Genomic DNA, 20,418 nt, shown 5'->3' on the forward strand with positions numbered 1-20,418 from the left:
ATGATGATGTCCGGGAAAATAGGCGATCGGGTCGGTTTTCTATTTTTATATGCACTAACTTTTTTGCTGCTATGGGAATGGCTCCGTCCATTGCAATATTTTACAGATACGGGTCATACCGCCTATTTTATTATATTTATCGCGCTTGTTTTTTTGCTGACATTTTTTGAGATTCCCTGGTTTGTTAAGTTTCCATTAGGTCTTGGCTTTATTTTGTTTGCCCTCCATCAAATATTTTACACAGGTTCTCTGTTTTCTGTTTCATGGATCGGTAAGCTAGCGCAAGAATTCAGTCAGAATGGTTCTTTTATTGTTTCAGGGATGTGGAAGGAAATGTCGCCTTTGTTTCGGACAATGCTGTTTTTTGTCCTACTTTGGCTGCTTGTCTATCTTCTCCATTATTGGGTGATTTATCAGCGGAGAATTTTCTTTTTCTTTATCATGACGATTGTCTATATTACTGTTCTTGATACATTTACCCCATTTGATGCATCATATGCCATTGTTCGAATTATGCTGTTCGGATTTCTGTTGCTGGGGCTCCTCTATTTAGAACGGGTAAAGGAAAGTGAGAACTTTAAATTTACCAGATTGCTGATTATCAAATGGTTTGCGTCTTTATTATTCATGACAGTTATTTCAATTTGTATTGGAGCTGCTGTACCAAAACCAGACCCGATCTGGCCAGATCCGGTACCATTTATTAAAAAAACGACAAACAGTGATTCTGATCGTAAAGATGGGAGTCAAGTTGGCTATGGTACAAATGATCAAACACTTGGAGGCCCTTATAAGGCTGATGATTCTTGGGTGTTTACATGGCAAGGAGAGGAAAGAAGCTATTTCAGAGCGGAGACAAAGAGTTATTATACTGGGAAAGGCTGGATTGAAGATGAGGAAAATGGATCAACTTACAAAATAGAGAATGATCAACTTCATTATCAATGGTTTGAAGAAGGTGTTAAAACAAAAACCCGCCGTATAAAACTCGATATGGATACAGAATATCGCTATAACCATGCGCTTTATCCAATTGGAACAAGCAAAATTAAATTGAATCATTCTTCTATACCTCTTCAGATGAACAATAACACAGAGAGAATTGGTCCTTTTGGAAAAGCTGGAACGAATGTCAAAAACCTTGAAAGTTATACATTAGTCTATGAATCACCTGTTTTTAATGTAAACGATCTTCAAAACATTAATATGAGTTCTGAAGAAGGATGGAGCAGAAACCATAAGAAATATTTACAGCTTCCCAGTTCTCTTCCTAAACGAGTCAAAAAACTCGCCCAGAATTTGACACAGAATCAAGACAATGTATATGACAAAACAAAAGCGATTAAAGATTATCTTCAATCACCTGGCTTTTCCTATGAAACAAAAGATGTCGCTGTGCCGAATAAAAATCAAGATTATGTCGACCAATTTTTATTTGAAACAAAAAAAGGATATTGCGATAATTTTTCATCGGCTATGATTGTTTTATTGAGGAGTGCGAATATACCTGCTCGTTGGGTAAAAGGCTACACTTCAGGGGAGTATGCCGGAACAACAACCGATGGAAAAAATCAAATTTATGAAGTCACAAACAATAATGCCCATTCTTGGGTCGAAGTGTACTTTGAAGGTCAGGGTTGGGTCACATTTGAGCCGACAAAAGGTTTCACTAGTCCTGAAAACTTGCATAAACAAACTCATGCTCAGAAAAAAAATGATACGGATGCAGCTGTTTCAAAAAAAATCGAAAAAGAGAAGAAACAAAAGCTAAAACAAGATGAAAAGAAAGTCAATAAAGAACAAAATAAACAGCCAAATCAAAAAGATTTTGTTTCAAAAGAAACCGCTCAGGCTCATACAACGATTAAACATCAAGATTTCAATCGTTTCCTTTGGATTGGCGGAGCGATTCTGTTCGTTTTCCTTGCCGGGGTAGCAGTAAGTCTTTACTTTACACGTGCAAGATGGATACCACTGGTTATTGTTGCGAAGCTGAAACACCGGCGCGATGAGACAGTCTTCTTCAAAGCTTATGATGCATTGCTTCATCAACTGAGTCGAAAAGGCATGAAAAAAGGAGCGACACAAACTCTCCGCGAGTTTGCATCTGAAGTTGATGCTTATTATCACAATCGTGATATGACGGATTTGACTTTGCGCTATGAAAGGATTCTGTACCGAAAAGAAAATGCCCAAGAGCTTTGGGAACATTCTGTAGAGTTATGGGAAAATTTAATTAAAAGAAGATAGTCTTGACCGCTTTCTTTCCTATTGTTAGAATTAGTGAATATTAAAAACCTTTGCTGGCAAGCTCAGTCTTTCATACTGATGCGACCCTGCGAATGGGGGCAGGACCCGTATGTCCGCCGCCATTTTTTCTGTGCAAAAGACAATTTGATAAAGAGGTGACACCATGACAAAGTTAGTGAATGAAATGATTCTTGTATTGGATTTTGGAAGCCAATATAACCAGCTTATTACCCGTCGTATCCGTGAATTTGGTGTGTACAGTGAACTTCATCCGCATACATTGTCGGCTGAAGAAATCAAAAAAATAAATCCGAAAGGAATTATTTTGTCAGGCGGTCCGAACAGTGTATATGATGAAGGGTCTTTCCGCTGTGACGAAAAGATTTTTGAGCTGGACATCCCTGTGCTTGGGATATGTTATGGTATGCAACTTATGACCCATTATTTAGGGGGAAGAGTGGAAGCAGCAAGTCAGCGTGAGTACGGTAAAGCCAATATTCACATAGAAGGTGAACCAGATCTGTTTATGGATCTTCCGAACGAACAAGTCGTGTGGATGAGTCATGGTGATTTAGTTGTTGAAGTTCCAGAAGGATTTACCGTTGATGCAACAAGCCACCATTGTCCAAACTCAGCCATGAGCAATAAAGATAAAAAATGGTACGGCGTGCAATTCCATCCTGAGGTTCGCCACTCTGAATATGGTAATGATCTACTGAAAAACTTTGTTTTCGGTGTCTGTGGATGTGTCGGCGAATGGTCAATGGAAAACTTTATCGAAATTGAAATGGAGAAAATCCGCGAAACAGTTGGAGATAAACAAGTTTTATGTGCACTAAGTGGTGGTGTCGATTCTTCTGTTGTCGCCGTCCTAATCCATAAAGCAATCGGAGATCAGCTCACTTGTATATTTGTTGATCATGGTCTGCTTCGTAAAGGTGAGGCAGAAGGCGTCATGAAAACATTTAGCGAAGGTTTTAACATGAACGTGATCAAAGTGGATGCAAAAGACCGCTTCTTGAACAAGTTGAAAGGTGTTTCAGATCCTGAGCAAAAACGAAAAATCATTGGAAATGAATTTATTTATGTATTTGATGATGAAGCGGACAAGCTGAAAGGAATCGATTTTCTTGCACAGGGTACGCTTTATACTGACATTATTGAGAGCGGTACAGCAACCGCGCAAACGATCAAGTCACACCACAATGTTGGCGGACTGCCTGAAGACATGCAGTTTCAACTGATTGAACCATTGAATACACTGTTTAAAGATGAAGTTCGCGCACTTGGAACAGAGCTTGGTATTCCTGATGAAATTGTTTGGCGTCAGCCGTTCCCAGGTCCAGGCCTTGGTATTCGTGTTTTGGGAGAGATATCAGAAGAAAAGCTGGAAATTGTTCGTGAGTCAGACGCTATTTTACGCGAAGAAATCGCCAAAGCTGGACTTGAACGTGATGTTTGGCAATACTTCACCGTTCTCCCTGATATCCGCAGTGTCGGTGTTATGGGAGATGCCCGCACATACGATTATACAATTGGTATTCGCGCTGTCACTTCGATTGATGGAATGACATCTGATTGGGCAAGAATCCCGTGGGATGTGCTTGAAACGATTTCAACCCGGATTGTTAACGAAGTGAAGCACATTAACCGCGTTGTGTATGATATTACGAGCAAGCCACCTGCAACGATTGAGTGGGAATAATCTAGTGACACCTTATACATCCCAAAACGTTGATTTTGCGCTGTTTAGGTAAAACTCAAGTGGCTTTTGGAGAGTAAAAATCATTTGGATTGTCTCCAAGATTGTCGCCAAAAAAATCTCACCGAATGATTGTCGGTGGGATTTTTTATTTAGGCTTTAGCCGGGTGAGTGCTTTAAACGCGCGAAACATTAAACCACCGGCTATTGAAGTGACCCCATAAAGTTAGACATTATCTAAATTGTAAGTGAAGTCCAATGGACGGGTGATTCTGATTACGGTCATCACGGTGGCAGGGTTTATAATGTGGAGGTACAATCTTGTCATTAGAATATCTTGCGAAATATAATAAAAAAAGATATACAGATAATCCACACATGCCTGTAAATGTTATACTAGAAGAGAAAATAAGAACATTGTATTGTTGTTTGAATATGGTAAGAAACTAAAAAGGTGGAAGAATATTCAAATTTATCTAGAATAACTTTATAATCAATGTATCAGAAGAAATTTGGGGGTATACAAATGTCTTATGCACAACGTGCCGAATTACAATCTCAAATTTGGAAAATAGCCAATGATGTCCGTGGCTCTGTAGACGGATGGGATTTTAAACAATATGTTTTAGGAACACTGTTTTATCGCTTCATTAGCGAAAACTTTTCTAGTTATATTGAAGCTGGAGATGAAAGCGTCAATTATGCAGAACTTCCAGATGATATTATAACGAAAGAAATCAAAGAGGATGCCATTAAAACAAAAGGGTATTTCATATATCCAAGTCAGCTGTTTGTTAATCTTGCGAAAACTGCTAACACAAATGAAAGCTTGAATACAGATTTAGCAGCTATATTTGCCGCTATTGAAAGTTCAGCATATGGTTATCCATCTGAACTAGATATTAAAGGATTATTCGCTGATTTCGACACAACTAGTAATCGACTAGGGTATACTGTGAAGGACAAAAACAGTCGTTTAGCTGCTGTCATTAAAGGTGTTGCAGGGCTTAATTTTGGTGAATTTGAAGATAATCAAATTGACCTTTTTGGTGATGCCTATGAGTTTTTAATCTCTAATTATGCTGCAAACGCAGGAAAATCTGGAGGAGAATTCTTCACACCTCAGCATGTATCAAAGCTTATTGCTCAATTAGCAATACACAAGCAAACAACCATTAATAAGATTTATGACCCTGCAGCCGGTTCAGGTTCACTTTTATTACAAGCAAAAAAACAATTTGATGCTCATATTATCGAAGATGGTTTTTATGGACAGGAGATTAACTTTACAACTTATAACCTTGCCCGTATGAATATGTTTTTACACAATATAAACTACGATAAGTTTAATATTGCTTTAGGAAATACGCTTGGAGATCCTCACTTTGGTGACGAAAAGCCATTTGATGCCATTGTATCAAATCCACCTTATTCCGTAAAATGGATTGGTAGTGATGACCCAACGCTTATTAATGATGAAAGATTTGCCCCTGCAGGCGTATTAGCGCCAAAATCTAAAGCCGATTTTGCCTTTGTACTTCACGCACTTAGTTACCTTTCAAGTAAAGGTCGTGCTGCTATCGTTTGTTTCCCAGGTATTTTTTACCGTGGTGGTGCAGAACAAAAAATTAGAAAGTATCTGATTGATAATAACTTTGTTGAAACGGTTATTTCATTAGCACCTAACCTCTTTTACGGGACTTCAATAGCAGTTAATATCTTGGTACTTTCTAAGCATAAAACCGATAATAAAACTCAATTTATTGATGCAAGTGGAGTAGATTTCTATAAAAAAGAAACGAATAATAACATACTTACAGATGAACATATAGAGAAAATAATGAAAATGTTTGACAGTAAAGAAGATATTGATCATGTTGCAAACTCTGTTGATTATGAGGCAATCGTTCAAAATGATTACAATCTTTCAGTAAGTTCATACGTGAAAGCGAAAAATGCAAAGGAAATCATTGATATTAATGAGCTGAATGCCGAGATAAAAACGACTGTAGCAAAGATAGACCAACTTCGTGCTGAAATTGATGACATTATTGAGGTGATTGAATCATGATTAAACCGAATTATATAGAGAAACTACTTGATGAGGTTGAGGTTGAGTGGAAAGCCTTAGGGGATGTTACATTACCAACTTCCAATATTAAGTGGAGAGAGACAAAGGATACTTATCGGTATATTGATTTAACTTCAGTTAGTCGCGAAACAAACAAAATAATTAAAACAACTGAAATATCCGCCGAAGATGCACCAAGCAGAGCCAAAAAGTTAGTAATCAAAAATGATGTTATTTTTGCAACAACTCGTCCCACCCAGCAACGAGTTTGTTTGATTACTGAAGAATTTTCCGGAGGAGTTGCTAGTACTGGTTATTGTATCTTAAGAGCGAAAACAAATGAAGTTTTACCTAAATGGATTTATCATTATATTTTTTCATCTGATTTTAAAAGGTATTTAGAAGAGAATCAAAGTGGATCAGCATATCCAGCAATTTCTGATGCTAAGGTCAAAGAGTTTAAAATCCCTATCCCATCTCTTAAAGTGCAAGAAGAAATCATTCGTATTTTAGACTCTTTCTCAGACCATACAGCAGAGCTTACAGCAGAGCTTACAGCAGAGCTTACATCTCGTAAAAAGCAATATGGATTTTATCGTGATAAGTTGCTGACTTTTGAAGAGGGGAATGTTGAGTGGAAACGGTTGGGTGATGTGGGCGAGTTCGTTTATGGCTACGCTGCAAAAGCTCAGGATTCGGGTGATGCCAGATTTATCAGGATTACAGATATAAATATGAATGGAAAACTTATACCAACAGATGCAAAGTTCGTTGATATTTCAGAAGAGAACGAAAGATTTATTCTGGAAAAAGATGATTTGTTAATGGCTCGGACTGGAGCAACTTTTGGTAAAACGATGATATTTGAAGAAGATTACCCTGCTATTTTCGCCGGCTTTTTAATCAAACTTAGTTTTGATAAGAAAATCATCAATTCCAAATATTATTGGCACTTTGCTCAAAGCGAACTGTTTTGGCATCAAGCTAACAAATTGGTATCAGGTGGTGGACAGCCCCAATTTAATGCCAATGCTATTAGAAAAGTCAAAATCCCAATTCCGTACCCAGATAACCCAGACAAATCTCTTGTAGAACAAGCTCGTATCGCATCTATCCTCGACAAATTCGATACCTTGATATTCTCAATTACTGAAGATTTACGTCGTGAAATAGAGCTGCGCCAGAAACAATATGAATGTTATCGTGATATGTTTCTTAGCTTTCTAAAAAAGGAGGTAGAGGAGTAATATGGGAACTTCATTAACTGAAATTGCACAAACGCTGAAAGTCGCCAAACATAAAACTAGAGCTAAAGATGCGAGTGAATCTGATGTAAAAGTTCAGTTGATTTATGCTTTTAATGGGACGGGGAAAACTAGGCTTTCACGGGAATTCAAATCGTTATTATCAACGAATTTAGATGGGGATACGGAGTTAGAGTTATCGGAAGTAGTGGGTAAAAATTATCTTTATTATAATGCTTTTACGGAAGATTTGTTTTATTGGGATAATGACTTAGAAAATGATACTGCACCAAAACTTAAAATTCATCCTAATACATTTACAAACTGGATTTTAGAAAGGCAAGGACAAGACAGGAATATTATTTCTAATTTTCAACACTATACTGATGAAAAATTAACTCCACATTTTAATGAAGAATATTCTATTAAAGATAAGAATGGGAATAATGTAACAGTAGGGGCTTTTACAGAAATAACCTTTTCATATGAACGTGGTAATGATGAGATTTCAGATAGCATTAAAATTTCAAAAGGTGAAGAGAGTAACTTTGTATGGTGTGTTTTTAATTCTCTACTTGAACAAGTTATTGATGTATTAAATGTAGCTGAACCAAGTGATAGAGAAACAGATCAATTTAATCAGTTGGAATATGTATTTATAGATGACCCAGTAAGTTCATTGGATGACAATCGTTTGATTGAATTAGCGGTAAGTTTGGCAAAATTGATTAAGAGAAGTCAGTCAGAACTTAAGTTTATTATAACCACACATAATCCTCTATTTTATAATGTATTACATAATGAGTTTAAGAAAGATAAATTTAAAAAATATTTTCTTAAAAAAAAGGGAGATGGGGAACATGAATTAGTTTCCCAAAGGAATGATTCACCTTTTTCCTATCATCTTTTCTTAAAAACTGAAATAGAGAGAGCTATTGAAACAGATCAATTAAAAAAGTATCATTTTAATTACCTTAGGAATATTTTGGAGAAAACATCGACATTTTTGGGTTATGACAACTGGGGAGAACTTTTATTTGAAATTACAGAGGGAAACCCTGAACCTTATATTACAAGAATCATTAATATTTCGAGTCATTCTAAGCATTCAGGAGATGAAATACCTGAGTTATTAGATGATGATAAACGTGTTTTGAATTATTTACTAAAGGGACTTAAGGAAAAATATCATTTTAAATAAGATGAAAGATATAAAATTGAAGCAGAGGAGGCGGGAATTTAATGAGCGATCTCAAAACCATTGCAGAATCAAATCACTATATAGTTTTAGATAAGTATACCAAGATAGCAGAACAAGGGGTTGGCTATCAAACGGAAGCTAATTTAGAACGAGAGCTAATTCAAGATTTAGTTAATCAAGGCTATGAGCATCTGCCAAGTTTAAACACTCGCGAAAAAATATTTGCTAATGTTCGTGTGCAACTGCAAAACCTCAACAATGTTCAGTTTTCAGAAGAGGAATGGATTCGATTTTGTGAGCAGTTTTTAGATAAACCCGGTGATAACCATATTGATAAAACCCGTAAAATTCATAATGACTATATTTATGACTTTGTCTTTGATGATGGGCATATTCAGAATATTTACCTGGTAGACAAGAACAATATGGCCAACAATAAAGTGCAGGTCATTTCGCAATTTGAGCAAAAAGGAACGGAAGCCAATCGATATGATGTGACCATCCTGGTCAATGGATTACCTTTAGTACAAGTGGAGCTTAAAAAGCGTGGGATTGCTATTCGTGAAGCCTTTAATCAGGTTCATCGATATAGTAAAGAGAGTTTTAACTCTGAAAAATCTCTGTTTAAATATTTACAGATTTTCGTGATTTCTAATGGGACAGACAGCCGTTATTTTGCGAATACGACGAAACGTGACAAGAACAGTTTTGATTTTACGATGAATTGGGCAAAAGCGGATAATATCCTGATTAAAGATCTAAAAGATTTTACAGCTACATTTTTTCAGAAAGATACTTTATTGAATGTACTACTGAAATATTCCGTTTTTGATGTGAGTGATAACCTGCTGATTATGCGTCCTTATCAAATTGCCGCTGCTGAGAGAATCTTATGGAAAATCAAGAGTACATACCAAGCCCAAAAATGGAGTACCACTGAAAGCGGGGGGTATATTTGGCATACAACAGGTTCGGGAAAAACGCTTACGAGTTTTAAAGCTGCTCGTTTGGCTACTGAACTGGATTTTATAGATAAAGTATTTTTTGTTGTCGATCGGAAAGACCTGGATTTTCAGACGATGAAAGAGTATCAGCGTTTTTCCCCTGACAGTGTTAATGGTTCAGAAAGTACCGCAGGATTAAAGCGTAACATTGATAAAGATGATAATAAAATTATTGTGACGACGATTCAAAAACTGAATAATCTCATTAAAAGCGAAGCGGAACTCTCTATATATAATAAGCAAGTGGTATTTATTTTTGATGAAGCTCATCGTTCACAATTTGGTGAAGCTCAAAAGAATATCAAGAAAAAGTTTAAAAAGTTCTATCAGTTTGGATTTACAGGGACACCTATTTTTCCTGAAAATGCTTTGGGTTCTGAAACGACTTCTTCTGTTTTTGGTCGAGAATTACACTCTTATGTCATTACAGATGCCATTAGAGATGAAAAAGTTTTAAAGTTCAAAGTAGATTATAACGATGTACGTCCAAAGTTCAAATCAATTGAAACAGAACAGGATGAGAAGAAGCTATCAGCAGCAGAAAATAAAGAAGCTTTGCTGCATCCTGAACGGATTAAAGAAATTTCCCAATACATTCTTTCTAATTTTAGAGTAAAAACCCATCGTTTAAACGCGAATGGAAAAGGATTTAACGCCATGTTTGCTGTGAGTAGTGTTGACGCAGCCAAACTCTACTATGAATCACTAAATAACTTACAACAGGGAAGCAGTACCCCCCTTAAGATTGCGACAATTTTCTCCTTTGCAGCGAATGAGGAGCAAAATGCTATAGGTGAAATTCTTGATGAAACTTTTGAACCTACAGCTATGGATAGTAGTGCAAAAGAGTTTTTAAGTATAGCCATTAAAGACTATAATGCCATGTTTAAAACCAATTATGGCGTTGAAAGTAAGGGATTTCAAAATTACTATCGTGACCTTGCTAAACGGGTGAAAAACAAAGAGATTGATTTACTGATTGTTGTTGGAATGTTTTTAACAGGTTTTGATGCACCTACATTAAATACTTTATTTGTTGATAAAAATCTTCGGTATCATGGTTTAATGCAAGCTTTTTCAAGAACAAATCGTATTTATGATTCCACCAAAACCTTTGGTAATATTGTTACTTTTAGAGATTTAGAACAAGCAACCATAGACGCCATTACTCTTTTTGGGGAGAAAAACACTAAAAATGTGGTGCTGGAAAAAAGCTATAAAGATTATATGGAAGGATTCTCAGATGTGGCAACGGGTGAAGCCCGTCGTGGTTATGTAGACGTAGTCAAAGAGCTACAAGAGCGTTTTCCTAATGTTGAAGATATTGCTACGGAGAAGGATAAAAAGGATTTTGCGAAACTTTTTGGTGAATATTTGCGCATTGAAAATATCCTACAGAACTATGATGAATTTACAAGTTTAAAAGCTCTACAAACTCTAGATGTGAGTGACCCTATGGCTCTTGAAGATTTTAAATCGACTCATTATGTAACAGATGAAGATATAGCGGCTATGCAAGAGATTCAAGTACCAGAAGAAAGAACGATTCAAGATTACCGCTCTTCATATAATGACATTCGTGATTGGATCCGCCGTGAAAAAACTGGAAAAGAAAAAGATAATTCCTATATTGATTGGGATGATGTTGTCTTTGAAGTAGATCTTTTAAAATCCCAAGAGATCAATTTAGATTATATTCTTGAACTTATTTTTGAACATAACAAAAAAGTAAAAGATAAAGCATCTTTGGTTGAAGAAGTTCGTCGCTTAATTCGCTCTAGTGTAGGAAACCGTGCAAAAGAAAGCTTGGTAGTTGATTTTATCAATCAAGCTGATTTAGATAGTATTCAAGATAAAGCAAGTATTATTGATGCCTTTTTCTCATTTGCTCAAACTGAGCAAAAACGTGAAGCAGAAGAATTGATTAGTACTGAAAATCTTAATGAAGAAGCTGCAAAAAGATATTTTTTAGCTTCATTAAAAAGAGAATATGCCAGTGAAAATGGAACGGAGCTTAATGAAGTTCTTCCTAAAATGAGTCCTCTTAATCCTCAGTATTTAACAAAAAAGCAGAGCGTTTTTCAGAAAATCTCTGCCTTTGTGGATAAGTTCAAGGGTGTGGGTGGAAAAATTTAATAAATCTAAAATAGCGGTTACATCAAAATATTTGACTTTTATTCTAAAGGAACAAAATTTCATTGGTGATAGTGTAGAATTATTTCAGTCTACATCATCACCTTTTTATTTAGTACCATAATTTTTTTAAATAACAATACTATCACCCGCTTCTTTGGTAATATATAGATTAACATCCAGATAAATACACTATATCATTTTTTTACACAAAGGAGGGTTAGAAATGAAAAAAAGGTTAATAGCTATTAGCCTAATTCTTATTTGTGCATTTGTTGGTGTATCCTCAGTTTCTGGTTCAACGGTTCAGCCAATTGAACGGGTGAACTTTGAAAATGCAAAAGAATCATCTGTATCGGAACCAGAGTACCTACCTGCACTTGCTGCAATTGGACAGAGTAAAATTGTTAAACTTATGATTCAAGATTACTGATATATCATCGTTCGTTAAACGTGAAAAGGGCGTCCAATAGTCAAAAATCGACTTACTGGACAGCCTCTCGGTTGTTAAAAAATTAGTCCTACAATTTATAAATAATTAGCAGTAGAAGGGGATTTCAAAAGGAGAGTTAATTTGCCGCAGTTGAATAAAGGTTTTTAAAAAAGTTTTAAATTATATTAACCAAAAACCATTCCTTGTTTTACAGAGAGATTCAAATTTTTAACTACTGGCAATCCTTTATAAGCTTTAGATAACTGATCCACACGAATGACATCTAGCATACATATTTCCTCCTTTAATCTTGTTCACATAAAAAAATAACACCAGTCAGAAGGCTGGTGTTAAAGTGTAAGGTTTATTAAAATCTGTTTTTCATATTTTGCAGTTGAAACATCATAATCTGTGCATTGTTCTCAGCTTTATTCAATGAATCGATTAACTTATCGCATACTGATATAATTTCTTCATTCCTTGTGGGAGTATGAAGCACTTCTTTTAAGTTTGCCTTTGGATTTGAGGACAATGCATTAAGCATACGTAATATAGACTCAAGAGAATAATTTGCACACCGGAGAGAACGGATTATTTTTAATTGCCTTATATCTTTATCACTATAAATACGATAACCATTTTCTTTCCGTTTAACAGATAAAAGACCATTCATCTCCCAATTTCTAAGTGTGTCCATAGAAATGTGGAGATAATCGGAAACTTCTTTTCTTTTCATGGACAGTTTATTTATTGGTGATTCACCATCTAAAAGTCGTTTCACTATGTCTATGGCTTCTTCTGCATGATTTCGTTCTTCTTGTAATTGTAATCTATATTCTTGGGTAAGTTGTAAAGCCTTGTCGTAATCACTTAATGCTGCCGTTTTGACCATTTTGACAATCTTTTTTCTTAATCCATTTTGTAGCACTTCTACTTGGAAAGCAAGTCGAGCAAGTTTGAGTTGCTCTAAATGAAGGTCAGTGAAAATTCGATAGCCATTTGCTTGGCGTTCAGGTTTTGCAATAAGACCTAAATCTTCATAGAGTCGAACTGTATTGGGATGGACTCCAATTATTTTAGCGATTTGAGCTGTTTTATATGTTTTCAAGGTTCAATCACCTCACTCAACACTACTATCGTAACACCAATGAAAAGTCTGGTGTTATAATGGAGAAATTGTAATTGGTTGTTGTTTTCCTATTATAAAGTTGCAGTAGAGTAAAAAGTATTGGTACGGCTTTTTCTGCGGTAAGAAAGGATTTAGTATTTCTGATCACATGATTGGCTGGTGGATCTTAAATGTGCATTTCTCAACATCATGGCTACCATATTTCGCAGCTAAAAGAGAAGGCGGGTGTCACCCATATTTGAATGTGACTATCGTTATCATTGTTCAATACCTGATTGCCTGAGTTTTATTTTAATGAAGATCAGGTAGATTTGATTGAATTGACAAAAACAAACTGATCACATCAGAAACTGGAAAAATGACGAACGAAACGGATGTTATAAACCATAACGTTCGTTTTTTATATTGTACTATCCGTTAGATGCTGTTACAATACAATAGTAATGATAAAAAAACTTGTCGTATAATCATGGGGATATGGCCCATAAGTTTCTACCAAGCTGCCGTAAATAGCTTGACTACGCTTGTATATATGATTTGAGATGTGAACTATCTTTTTTTCAGTATACAAAAAGTGTCAGTCAAGCGTCCCGTTTTATTGGGGCGTTTTTTGTTTAAAATTTAAGGTTTTTGAAACAATAAAAACGACAGTATATTGAGAGGAGTATATCATTTTGAAGCGTTACTTTCAGTTTAATGAATTGGGTACGAATTATCGAAGAGAAGTGATTGGCGGACTTACGACTTTTTTATCGATGGCATACATATTGATCGTCAATCCGCTGACATTGTCTTTAGCTTCTATAGACAACTTTCCTGATGCATTGCGAATGGATCAAAGCGCCGTCTTTACTGCAACAGCTCTTGCGGCAGCAGTTGGCTGTTTTACGATGGGGGTCTTGGCCAAGTATCCGATTGCGCTTGCACCCGGAATGGGTTTGAACGCTTTTTTTGCTTTTTCTGTTATTTTAAACATGCAGATTCCATGGCAAACCGCTCTTTCTGGTGTCATGGTATCAGGGCTGATTTTTATTGTGTTATCTTTGTCCGGTTTGCGGGAGAAAATTATCAATTCGATTCCGTTTGAGCTCAAAATGGCTGTTGGTGCGGGAATAGGGTTGTTTATTGCCTTTGTCGGACTGCAAGGCTCACACCTCATTGTCAGCAATCCAGGTACAATCGTGGCACTTGGTGATGTACATTCAGCACCTGTTCTTCTAACTGTGTTTGGATTAGCTGTAACGGTGATTTTAATGGTGTTGCGTGTTAACGGCGGTATTTTCTTTGGAATGTTGATTACAGCTGCTGTTGGAATGATATTTGGTTTGATTGATGTACCGGAAAAAGTTGTTGGGGCAGTTCCGAGTCTTGCACCAACATTTGGCCAAGCATTGTTCCATTTCCCTGAAGTATTCTCGATGCAAATGCTAATTGTCATTTTAACATTTTTATTTGTTGATTTCTTTGATACAGCCGGGACATTGGTTGGAGTTGCTTCACAGGCTGGTTTGATGAAAGATAATAAGTTGCCGCGCGCTGGACGTGCATTGCTTGCTGATTCAACTGCAACTGTCGCAGGAGCGATCCTTGGGACATCAACAACAACATCATATGTCGAATCTAGTGCAGGAGTAGCCGCTGGGGCACGCTCCGGTTTTGCCGCAGTTGTTACAGGTGTACTGTTTTTATTGTCACTATTTTTCTCACCAGTTCTCAGCGTGATTACCTCAAATGTGACGGCACCTGCTTTAATTATTGTTGGTGTCTTGATGGTTGCCAATCTCAATAAGATCGATTGGAGCAAATTTGAAACGGCAGTACCGGCATTTTTAACGATGATCGCGATGCCGCTGACGTACAGTATTGCGACAGGGATTGCCATCGGTTTTATTTTCTATCCGATTACAATGATTTGTAAAGGCAAAGCAAAAGAGATCCATCCGATTATGTACGGACTGTTTGTCGTTTTTATTTTCTATTTCATTTTCTTAAAATAAAAAGTGAAAAGCTCTGTTCATTCACACGGACAGAGCTTTGTTTTGTTCCATATCATGAGAGTGGAACATTCACATTCTATTTTCCGTCATATATAACAACTAGGGATTTCACTTGACTGTTTCACATGACTTGGGTAATTTATAAAGTGCATTTCATTTATGTGAAAGCTGCTCAAAAAGAATAGGAGTTGCTTATATGATGGACGAAAAGTATCAAAAAAATCATGAGGATATAGAGCAAGAACCGGCATCAAGAATGTCGAGAAGTTCACGGAAAACAAAGAAAAACCAAGAACCTACGACATCCGCTGCGAAAGTCAAAATGATTTTCGCGATTATCATTGCTGCTTTGGTTCGTTACTTCAGCTATGTACTGGATGTTTTAAAATCCCCAGTTCGCATTGTTGAAGAATATAATCGGAGTTATTTTAAGTATGCCGTAATTTCTATGATGCTGATTGCTGTCTTTTTTTCGCTTGGCAATTTTTATCAGTTGCTGGCGGGGCGCGGTAGAATTCTTGGGTTTGGCGTATCCGTTCCATTCTTTGAAGTGTTTTTTGTCGTGTTTCTGTACTGTATGATCTTTATGTTTACAGTGGCGGCAGCGATCTGGGCCGTATCAAGATTTATGATGACTTATAAAATAACGTTTGCTGAAACAGTGGCAAAGTACGGCTCACTTTTAGTACCATTTATCATACCAGCGGCACTGTGGATGGTATTTGCGATTGTCAATTTTACGGTCATGACAGTGATTCTGTCAATTTTAATGTTTTTAGGTCTGACATTTGCATCCTTCACGATGATTCAATCCATTTATGAGCAAACTGAAAAAAGACGGGCTGATTTAATGTACTGTGTTTTTAGTGTGCTGTTGATTGAATTGGTGTTTGTTGGTGTGACTTGGAAGTTTATCGCTGGTTATCTATTGTCTTCATTGATTCCCGTTTAAGGGTAAATAAAAAGGCGTTCAATCATGAGCGCTTTTTTATTTAGTATGATTACCATCTTTTTGGTTATCAATATGATATCGATTATTTAATAAAGGAGAAAATAGAACTCATGACAAAGCCGAAGAAAAAGCGGTTTGAAGTGACGGAAGGGGAAACGATCGATACCGTCCTCAACCAAATGCAAAAAGAAGGATATACTCCGGTGCGCCGAATGGAGGAACCGGTGTTTAAAGAAAAAGAGGAAAATGGAACAATTCAAGTGATTCCCTACGGAAGAAAAATAATATTTGAAGGGAAATTACGCTAAAACCGAACATTAAAACGACAAAAAACAGTATCGTTCGATAATGTCGTTGACATTCTCGGAGTCCGTTGTTAAGATAAACATGACATGAAAACACGAACCTCATATAATCTTGGGAATATGGCCCATAAGTCTCTACCCGATGACCGTAAATCATCGGACTATGCAGGAAAGTGAACAATAAACTGACATGGAAATCGTGAGAAGCGGACAACTAATGATACACGCGCCATGCCCGGTTTGTGTTGCTTCCTCATTATGCAATACAAACCGGGTTTTTATTTTGGAAAACTAAAGGTGGGACAAAAATATGCAGCCTCTTGTAGGTGTGATTATGGGTAGTACATCTGATTGGGAAACGATGAAACATGCCTGTGACATCCTTGAAGAATTAGAGATTCCATTTGAAAAAAAGGTTGTTTCTGCTCATCGAACACCTGAATTCATGTTTGAGTATGCAGAAACAGCACGAAAACGAGGTTTGAAAGTGATCATTGCCGGAGCAGGAGGCGCAGCTCACTTACCAGGAATGGTTGCTGCTAAAACGACACTGCCTGTGATCGGTGTGCCGGTTCAATCAAAAGCATTGAACGGGCTTGACTCGTTATTATCGATCGTGCAAATGCCAGGCGGTGTTCCAGTGGCAACGGTTGCGATTGGAAAAGCCGGTTCTGTCAATGCAGGATTGCTTGCGGCGCAAATGCTTGCAGCCTTTGATGAGAAGCTAGCTCAAACATTACGTGAACGAAGAGAAAATGTAAAAGAAACCGTTTTGGAAAGCAGTGATCAGCTTGTCTAAACAGATTTTCCCGGGAAAAACAATTGGTATCATCGGTGGGGGCCAACTTGGTAAAATGATGGCGGTCGCTGCTAAACAAATGGGTTACTATGTAGCCGTGGTTGATCCATTTCCATCATCACCTTGTGGTCAGGTTGCAGACCTTGAAATTACAGGAGCTTACAATGATCAAGAAGCGATTCAAAAGCTTGCCGAAGTGAGTGATGTCATGACCTTTGAATTTGAGAATATCGATTATGATGCACTCAAATGGCTTGAGGTCAATGCTTATTTACCTCAAGGAAGCGAGCTTTTATTGTTAACCCAAAACAGGGAGACAGAGAAAAAAGCGATTGAAGCCGCAGGCTGTAATGTGGCTCCATACAAAATCATACATGAGCAGACCGAGCTTATAACAGCTATAGCAGAGCTTGGGCTTCCAGCTGTTCTGAAAACATGCCGTGGTGGATATGATGGAAAAGGCCAGTTTGTGATCAAAGATAAGGCTCAAATCGAAGAAGCGGCAACACTTCTCCAACATGGAACGTGCATTTTAGAAAGCTGGGTTCCTTTCAAACTGGAGTTATCGGTGATTGTCACTAGGTCCGTATGTGGTGAGGTTGCTGTTTTTCCAGTGGCAGAAAATATTCATAAAGATAATATTTTGTTCCAAAGCATTGTTCCAGCGAGAGTTGCCGGTGCCATTCAAAAAGAAGCAACCACTCTCGCTGTCAAGCTTGCGGAAAAGCTTTCACTTGTCGGAACACTGGCCGTTGAATTGTTTCTGACTGAAGATGATGGACTGCTTGTAAATGAGCTTGCACCACGTCCGCATAATTCAGGCCATTATACGCTTGATCTTTGTGAAACAAGTCAATTTGAACAACATATTCGCGCCATCTGCGGATTGCCGCTTGGTAAAACAGATCTTTTAAAAGAAGGGATGATGGTCAATCTGCTTGGCGATGAAGTGAACATCATTCAAGACGAGCCAGATATTTTAAAAGAAGCAAAACTATATATTTATGGAAAGCATGAAATGAAACCAGGGCGCAAAATGGGTCATATTACATTTGTAAGAAAACCTGATCAAGACTGGATCAAGCAGATAACTGAAAAGTGGACGGAGGAAAAAAACGATGATTGAACGTTATTCAAGACCGGAAATGGCTGCAATATGGACGGATAAAAATAGATTTCAAGCTTGGCTTGAAGTAGAGATACTTGCGTGTGAGGCATGGGCTGAGCTTGGCATTATTCCGAAAGAAGATGTCAAAGTCATCCGTGAACATGCGTCATTTGACATTAAGCGAATTTTCGAAATCGAACAGGATACTCGCCATGATGTTGTTGCCTTCACCCGCGCTGTCTCTGAAACGCTTGGCGAAGAAAGAAAATGGGTTCATTATGGTTTAACATCAACAGATGTTGTTGACACTGCTCTTTCTTATTTATTAAAACAGGCCAACACGATTTTGCTCAATGATCTTGAGAGATTTATTGACATATTAAAAGAAAAAGCAAAAGAACATCAATACACGGTCATGATGGGACGAACACATGGTGTGCATGCAGAACCAACAACATTTGGTTTAAAACTTGCCCTTTGGTATGAAGAAATGAAACGTAACCTAGAACGCTTTAAACAAGCAAAAGATGGGATAGAAGTTGGTAAAATCTCCGGTGCTGTTGGAACATATGCCAACATCGATCCGTTTGTTGAACAGTATGTTTGTGAGAAATTAGGTTTGCAACCAGCTCCAATTTCGACGCAAACATTACAACGTGACCGACATGCTGATTATATGGCAACTCTTGCATTGATCGCGACAAGCATTGAGAAGTTTGCCGTTGAAATACGCGGACTGCAAAAAAGTGAAACACGAGAAGTTGAAGAGTTTTTCGCCAAAGGACAAAAAGGTTCATCAGCAATGCCGCATAAACGAAATCCGATCGGATCAGAAAACATGACGGGAATGGCCCGAGTCATCCGCGGCTACATGATGACTGCGTATGAGAATGTACCGCTTTGGCATGAACGCGATATTTCCCATTCTTCTGCAGAACGAATTATTTTGCCTGATGCCACGATCGCACTAAACTATATGCTGAACCGCTTCGGCAATATTGTCAAAAACTTGACCGTTTTCCCTGATAATATGAAGCGCAATATGGATCGCACACTTGGACTAATCTACTCCCAGCGTGTCCTTCTAGCTTTAATTGATACCGGGATGACTCGTGAAGAAGCATATGACACTGTACAGCCGAAAGCGATGGAAGCTTGGGAGAAACAAGTGCCGTTCCGCCAACTTGTTGAAGCTGAAGACAAGATTACATCCCGTCTTACTCCTGATCAAATCAATGATTGCTTTGATTACAATTACCATTTGAAAAACGTTGACTTTATCTTTGAACGTTTAGGTTTGTCATAAAAAAGGGCCGCTTTGCCGGCCCTCCCGCTATAAAAATATTTCCAAGATTCAGTATAGGAGGCATTCCGTGAATATTGTGAAAAACGAACTTTTATATGAAGGAAAAGCTAAAAAGATTTATCGGACGGAAGATGACCATGTTTTGCTTGTTGAGTACAAAGATTCTGCAACAGCTTTTAATGGTGAAAAGAAAGCTGTGATCACCGGAAAAGGCCGTTTAAACAATGAAATTTCCAGCATCATTTTTACAAGGCTTCATGAGAAAGGCATTAACAATCATTTTATTAAAAGAATATCGGAAACAGAACAACTGATTCAAAAAGTGACGATCATCCCGCTTGAAGTCGTTGTCCGCAATGTTGTTGCCGGAAGTATGTCAAAACGGCTCGGCATTCCCGAAGGTACTGAACTGAAACAGCCGATAATCGAGTTTTACTATAAAGATGATCAGCTTGGTGATCCGCTCATTACAGAGGATCACATTTGGCTCTTAAAAGCGGCTGAGCCTAACCAAGTGGAAAACATCAAATCGATTACTAAACAGATCAATCAACAACTGCAACAACTATTTGCAACATGTGGTGTGAAGCTGATAGACTTCAAGCTGGAATTCGGGCTTGATCAAGCTGGGGAAATCCTGCTGGCTGATGAAATTTCTCCTGATACGTGCCGGCTTTGGGATCAAGAGACGAACGAAAAGCTTGACAAAGATGTATTTAGAAGGAATTTAGGCGAATTAACGGATGCGTACGAAGAAATTTTCAATCGACTTGGAGGCATGTAA

General features: G+C 37.5%; 15 protein-coding genes and 2 riboswitches. Of the genes, 14 read left to right on the forward strand and 1 reads right to left on the reverse strand.

Translation table 11 applies throughout. From position 1 onward, the window contains the following. Positions 1 to 3 precede the first annotated feature (3 nt). The 7 genes from PDT38_RS12085 (at position 4) to PDT38_RS12115 (ending at position 12,038) form a co-directional block, all read left to right on the forward strand. Positions 4 to 2,250, forward strand: a complete 2,247-nt coding sequence (locus tag PDT38_RS12085) for a DUF4129 domain-containing transglutaminase family protein (RefSeq protein WP_394356269.1) — start codon at positions 4 to 6, stop codon at positions 2,248 to 2,250. Between the two features lie 163 nt (positions 2,251 to 2,413). After that, the gene (gene guaA, locus PDT38_RS12090; RefSeq protein WP_270801866.1) at positions 2,414 to 3,955 is read left to right on the forward strand and encodes a glutamine-hydrolyzing GMP synthase; all 1,542 of its coding nucleotides are present in this window, start codon (positions 2,414 to 2,416) and stop codon (positions 3,953 to 3,955) included. Between the two features lie 523 nt (positions 3,956 to 4,478). Continuing rightward, positions 4,479 to 6,023: a type I restriction-modification system subunit M gene (locus PDT38_RS12095; RefSeq protein ID WP_270801868.1), complete on the forward strand. Its 1,545-nt coding sequence runs from the start codon at positions 4,479 to 4,481 to the stop codon at positions 6,021 to 6,023. After that, complete coding sequence (locus tag PDT38_RS12100) at positions 6,020 to 7,270, forward strand: restriction endonuclease subunit S (protein WP_270801869.1); 1,251 nt, start codon at positions 6,020 to 6,022, stop codon at positions 7,268 to 7,270. The genes PDT38_RS12095 and PDT38_RS12100 overlap by 4 nt, the downstream gene beginning before the upstream one ends. A gap of 1 nt (position 7,271) precedes the next feature. Further along, entirely contained in the window at positions 7,272 to 8,468 is a 1,197-nt protein-coding gene (locus tag PDT38_RS12105; protein WP_270801870.1) for an AAA family ATPase, read from the forward strand. A 41-nt stretch (positions 8,469 to 8,509) separates the two neighbouring features. Further along, entirely contained in the window at positions 8,510 to 11,608 is a 3,099-nt protein-coding gene (locus tag PDT38_RS12110; RefSeq protein ID WP_270801871.1) for a type I restriction endonuclease subunit R, read from the forward strand. 223 nt (positions 11,609 to 11,831) lie between these two features. Beyond that, entirely contained in the window at positions 11,832 to 12,038 is a 207-nt protein-coding gene (locus PDT38_RS12115) for a hypothetical protein (RefSeq protein WP_270801873.1), read from the forward strand. Positions 12,039 to 12,405: 367 nt separating this feature from the next. Here the strand turns inward: PDT38_RS12115 and PDT38_RS12120 are convergent, their stop codons facing one another. Further along, positions 12,406 to 13,146, reverse strand: a complete 741-nt coding sequence (locus PDT38_RS12120) for a MerR family transcriptional regulator (RefSeq protein WP_270801874.1) — start codon at positions 13,144 to 13,146, stop codon at positions 12,406 to 12,408. 460 nt (positions 13,147 to 13,606) lie between these two features. Beyond that, positions 13,607 to 13,708: riboswitch (purine riboswitch) on the forward strand. A gap of 133 nt (positions 13,709 to 13,841) precedes the next feature. On the opposite strand from PDT38_RS12120, the gene PDT38_RS12125 reads away from it, so the two are divergent. From PDT38_RS12125 to purC, 7 genes are all read left to right on the forward strand, one after another. Then, the gene (locus PDT38_RS12125) at positions 13,842 to 15,164 is read left to right on the forward strand and encodes an NCS2 family permease (RefSeq protein WP_270801875.1); all 1,323 of its coding nucleotides are present in this window, start codon (positions 13,842 to 13,844) and stop codon (positions 15,162 to 15,164) included. A gap of 196 nt (positions 15,165 to 15,360) precedes the next feature. Next, on the forward strand, positions 15,361 to 16,116 hold the full coding sequence (locus tag PDT38_RS12130) for a hypothetical protein (protein WP_270801876.1): 756 nt from the start codon (positions 15,361 to 15,363) through the stop codon (positions 16,114 to 16,116). Between the two features lie 110 nt (positions 16,117 to 16,226). Next, entirely contained in the window at positions 16,227 to 16,424 is a 198-nt protein-coding gene (locus tag PDT38_RS12135; protein ID WP_270801878.1) for an NETI motif-containing protein, read from the forward strand. Between the two features lie 79 nt (positions 16,425 to 16,503). Continuing rightward, positions 16,504 to 16,605: riboswitch (purine riboswitch) on the forward strand. A 126-nt stretch (positions 16,606 to 16,731) separates the two neighbouring features. Beyond that, positions 16,732 to 17,220: a 5-(carboxyamino)imidazole ribonucleotide mutase gene (purE, locus tag PDT38_RS12140; RefSeq protein WP_270801881.1), complete on the forward strand. Its 489-nt coding sequence runs from the start codon at positions 16,732 to 16,734 to the stop codon at positions 17,218 to 17,220. Next, positions 17,213 to 18,346, forward strand: coding sequence for a 5-(carboxyamino)imidazole ribonucleotide synthase (purK, locus tag PDT38_RS12145; protein ID WP_270801883.1), 1,134 nt, complete (start codon positions 17,213 to 17,215; stop codon positions 18,344 to 18,346). Before purE ends, purK begins: the two co-directional genes overlap by 8 nt. Further along, positions 18,339 to 19,634, forward strand: coding sequence for an adenylosuccinate lyase (gene purB, locus PDT38_RS12150; RefSeq protein WP_270801884.1), 1,296 nt, complete (start codon positions 18,339 to 18,341; stop codon positions 19,632 to 19,634). Before purK ends, purB begins: the two co-directional genes overlap by 8 nt. 67 nt (positions 19,635 to 19,701) lie before the next feature. Continuing rightward, entirely contained in the window at positions 19,702 to 20,418 is a 717-nt protein-coding gene (purC, locus tag PDT38_RS12155) for a phosphoribosylaminoimidazolesuccinocarboxamide synthase (RefSeq protein ID WP_270801887.1), read from the forward strand.

Origin of the sequence: Bacillus changyiensis (genome assembly GCF_027706145.1) — a bacterium.
In the GTDB taxonomy this organism is placed as follows: domain Bacteria; phylum Bacillota; class Bacilli; order Bacillales; family Bacillaceae; genus Bacillus; species Bacillus changyiensis.